At 52.7% G+C, this 3257-nt stretch carries 2 rRNA genes; both read right to left on the bottom strand.

Annotation, left to right across the window (positions count from 1 at the left end):
• Positions 1-1601 (bottom strand): 23S ribosomal RNA (locus NSQ71_RS18425); the annotation flags it as partial.
• A 182-nt stretch (positions 1602-1783) separates the two neighbouring features.
• Positions 1784-3257, bottom strand: a 16S ribosomal RNA gene (locus NSQ71_RS18420); the annotation flags it as partial.

The raw sequence follows: 3257 nt of genomic DNA, 5'->3' as shown, positions 1-3257 counted from the left end.
AGGAACTTCGCTACTAAATTTCGCTCGCCATCACAGCTCAGCCTTTACGGGAAACGGATTTGCCTATTTCCCAGCCTAACTGCTTGGACGCGGATATCCAATACCGCGCTTACCCTATCCTCCTGCGTCCCCCCATTGCTCAAATGGTGAGGAGGTGGTACAGGAATATCAACCTGTTGTCCATCGCCTACGCCTTTCGGCCTCGGCTTAGGTCCCGACTAACCCTGAGCGGACGAGCCTTCCTCAGGAAACCTTAGGCATTCGGTGGACGGGATTCTCACCCGTCTTTCGCTACTCATACCGGCATTCTCACTTCTAAGCGCTCCACCAGTCCTTCCGGTCTGGCTTCACAGCCCTTAGAACGCTCTCCTACCACTGTTCGTAAGAACAGTCCGCAGCTTCGGTGATACGTTTAGCCCCGGTACATTTTCGGCGCAGAGTCACTCGACCAGTGAGCTATTACGCACTCTTTAAATGGTGGCTGCTTCTAAGCCAACATCCTGGTTGTCTAAGCAACTCCACATCCTTTTCCACTTAACGTATACTTTGGGACCTTAGCTGGCGGTCTGGGCTGTTTCCCTTTCGACTACGGATCTTATCACTCGCAGTCTGACTCCCAAGGATAAGTCATCGGCATTCGGAGTTTGACTGAATTCGGTAACCCGGTAGGGGCCCCTAGTCCAATCAGTGCTCTACCTCCGAGACTCTTACCTTGAGGCTAGCCCTAAAGCTATTTCGGAGAGAACCAGCTATCTCCAGGTTCGATTGGCATTTCACCCCTACCCACACCTCATCCCCGCACTTTTCAACGTGCGTGGGTTCGGGCCTCCATTCAGTGTTACCTGAACTTCACCCTGGACATGGGTAGATCACCTGGTTTCGGGTCTACGACCACGTACTCATGCGCCCTATTCAGACTCGCTTTCGCTGCGGCTCCGCATCTTCTGCTTAACCTTGCACGGGATCGTAACTCGCCGGTTCATTCTACAAAAGGCACGCCATCACCCGTTAACGGGCTCTGACTACTTGTAGGCACACGGTTTCAGGATCTATTTCACTCCCCTTCCGGGGTGCTTTTCACCTTTCCCTCACGGTACTGGTTCACTATCGGTCACTAGGGAGTATTTAGCCTTGGGAGATGGTCCTCCCGGATTCCGACGGAATTTCACGTGTTCCGCCGTACTCAGGATCCACTCTGGAGAGAACAACATTTCAGTTACAGGGCTGTTACCTTCTTTGGCGGGCCTTTCCAGACCTCTTCGCTTATATCGTTCCTTTGTAACTCCGTATAGAGTGTCCTACAACCCCAAGAGGCAAGCCTCTTGGTTTGGGCTGTTCCCGTTTCGCTCGCCGCTACTCAGGGAATCGCATTTGCTTTCTCTTCCTCCGGGTACTTAGATGTTTCAGTTCCCCGGGTATGCCTTCTCATACTCTATGTATTCAAGTATGGATACTACTCCATTACGAGCAGTGGGTTTCCCCATTCGGAAATCTCCGGATCAAAGCTTGCTTACAGCTCCCCGAAGCATATCGGTGTTCGTCCCGTCCTTCATCGGCTCCTAGTGCCAAGGCATCCACCGTGCGCCCTTTCTAACTTAACCATTTCTTACTTTAGAAAGAATCACTATGTGTGATGAACTTTGCATTGCATTCAATGTGAATGTATTACTTATTGTTATCTAGTTTTCAAAGAACAATCCTGTCTCGCTAGAGACATGTTTTGAAGGAATGATCCTTCAAAACTAAACAAGACGAAAACGTACGCTGCTCCATATATCCTTAGAAAGGAGGTGATCCAGCCGCACCTTCCGATACGGCTACCTTGTTACGACTTCACCCCAATCATCTGCCCCACCTTCGGCGGCTGGCTCCATAAAGGTTACCTCACCGACTTCGGGTGTTGCAAACTCTCGTGGTGTGACGGGCGGTGTGTACAAGGCCCGGGAACGTATTCACCGCGGCATGCTGATCCGCGATTACTAGCGATTCCAGCTTCACGCAGTCGAGTTGCAGACTGCGATCCGAACTGAGAACAGATTTATGGGATTGGCTAAACCTTGCGGTCTTGCAGCCCTTTGTTCTGTCCATTGTAGCACGTGTGTAGCCCAGGTCATAAGGGGCATGATGATTTGACGTCATCCCCACCTTCCTCCGGTTTGTCACCGGCAGTCACCTTAGAGTGCCCAACTGAATGCTGGCAACTAAGATCAAGGGTTGCGCTCGTTGCGGGACTTAACCCAACATCTCACGACACGAGCTGACGACAACCATGCACCACCTGTCACTCTGTCCCCGAAGGGAAAGCCCTATCTCTAGGGTTGTCAGAGGATGTCAAGACCTGGTAAGGTTCTTCGCGTTGCTTCGAATTAAACCACATGCTCCACCGCTTGTGCGGGCCCCCGTCAATTCCTTTGAGTTTCAGTCTTGCGACCGTACTCCCCAGGCGGAGTGCTTAATGCGTTAGCTGCAGCACTAAGGGGCGGAAACCCCCTAACACTTAGCACTCATCGTTTACGGCGTGGACTACCAGGGTATCTAATCCTGTTCGCTCCCCACGCTTTCGCTCCTCAGCGTCAGTTACAGACCAGAGAGTCGCCTTCGCCACTGGTGTTCCTCCACATCTCTACGCATTTCACCGCTACACGTGGAATTCCACTCTCCTCTTCTGCACTCAAGTTTCCCAGTTTCCAATGACCCTCCCCGGTTGAGCCGGGGGCTTTCACATCAGACTTAAGAAACCGCCTGCGAGCCCTTTACGCCCAATAATTCCGGACAACGCTTGCCACCTACGTATTACCGCGGCTGCTGGCACGTAGTTAGCCGTGGCTTTCTGGTTAGGTACCGTCAAGGTGCGAGCAGTTACTCTCGCACTTGTTCTTCCCTAACAACAGAGCTTTACGATCCGAAAACCTTCATCACTCACGCGGCGTTGCTCCGTCAGACTTTCGTCCATTGCGGAAGATTCCCTACTGCTGCCTCCCGTAGGAGTCTGGGCCGTGTCTCAGTCCCAGTGTGGCCGGTCACCCTCTCAGGTCGGCTACGCATCGTCGCCTTGGTGAGCCGTTACCTCACCAACTAGCTAATGCGCCGCGGGCCCATCCTGCAGTGACAGCTAAAAGCCGCCTTTCAACCGAAAACCATGCGGTTTTCGGTGTTATCCGGTATTAGCTCCGGTTTCCCGAAGTTATCCCAGTCTGCAGGGCAGGTTGCCCACGTGTTACTCACCCGTCCGCCGCTAACCTAAAGGAGCAAGCTCC

Origin of the sequence: Aeribacillus sp. FSL M8-0235 (assembly GCF_038000355.1) — a bacterium.
In the GTDB taxonomy this organism is placed as follows: Bacteria; Bacillota; Bacilli; order Bacillales; family Aeribacillaceae; genus Aeribacillus; species Aeribacillus composti.
The sequence above is the reverse complement of the archived record's forward strand: the minus strand, read 5'-3'. Positions and strand labels throughout refer to the sequence as shown.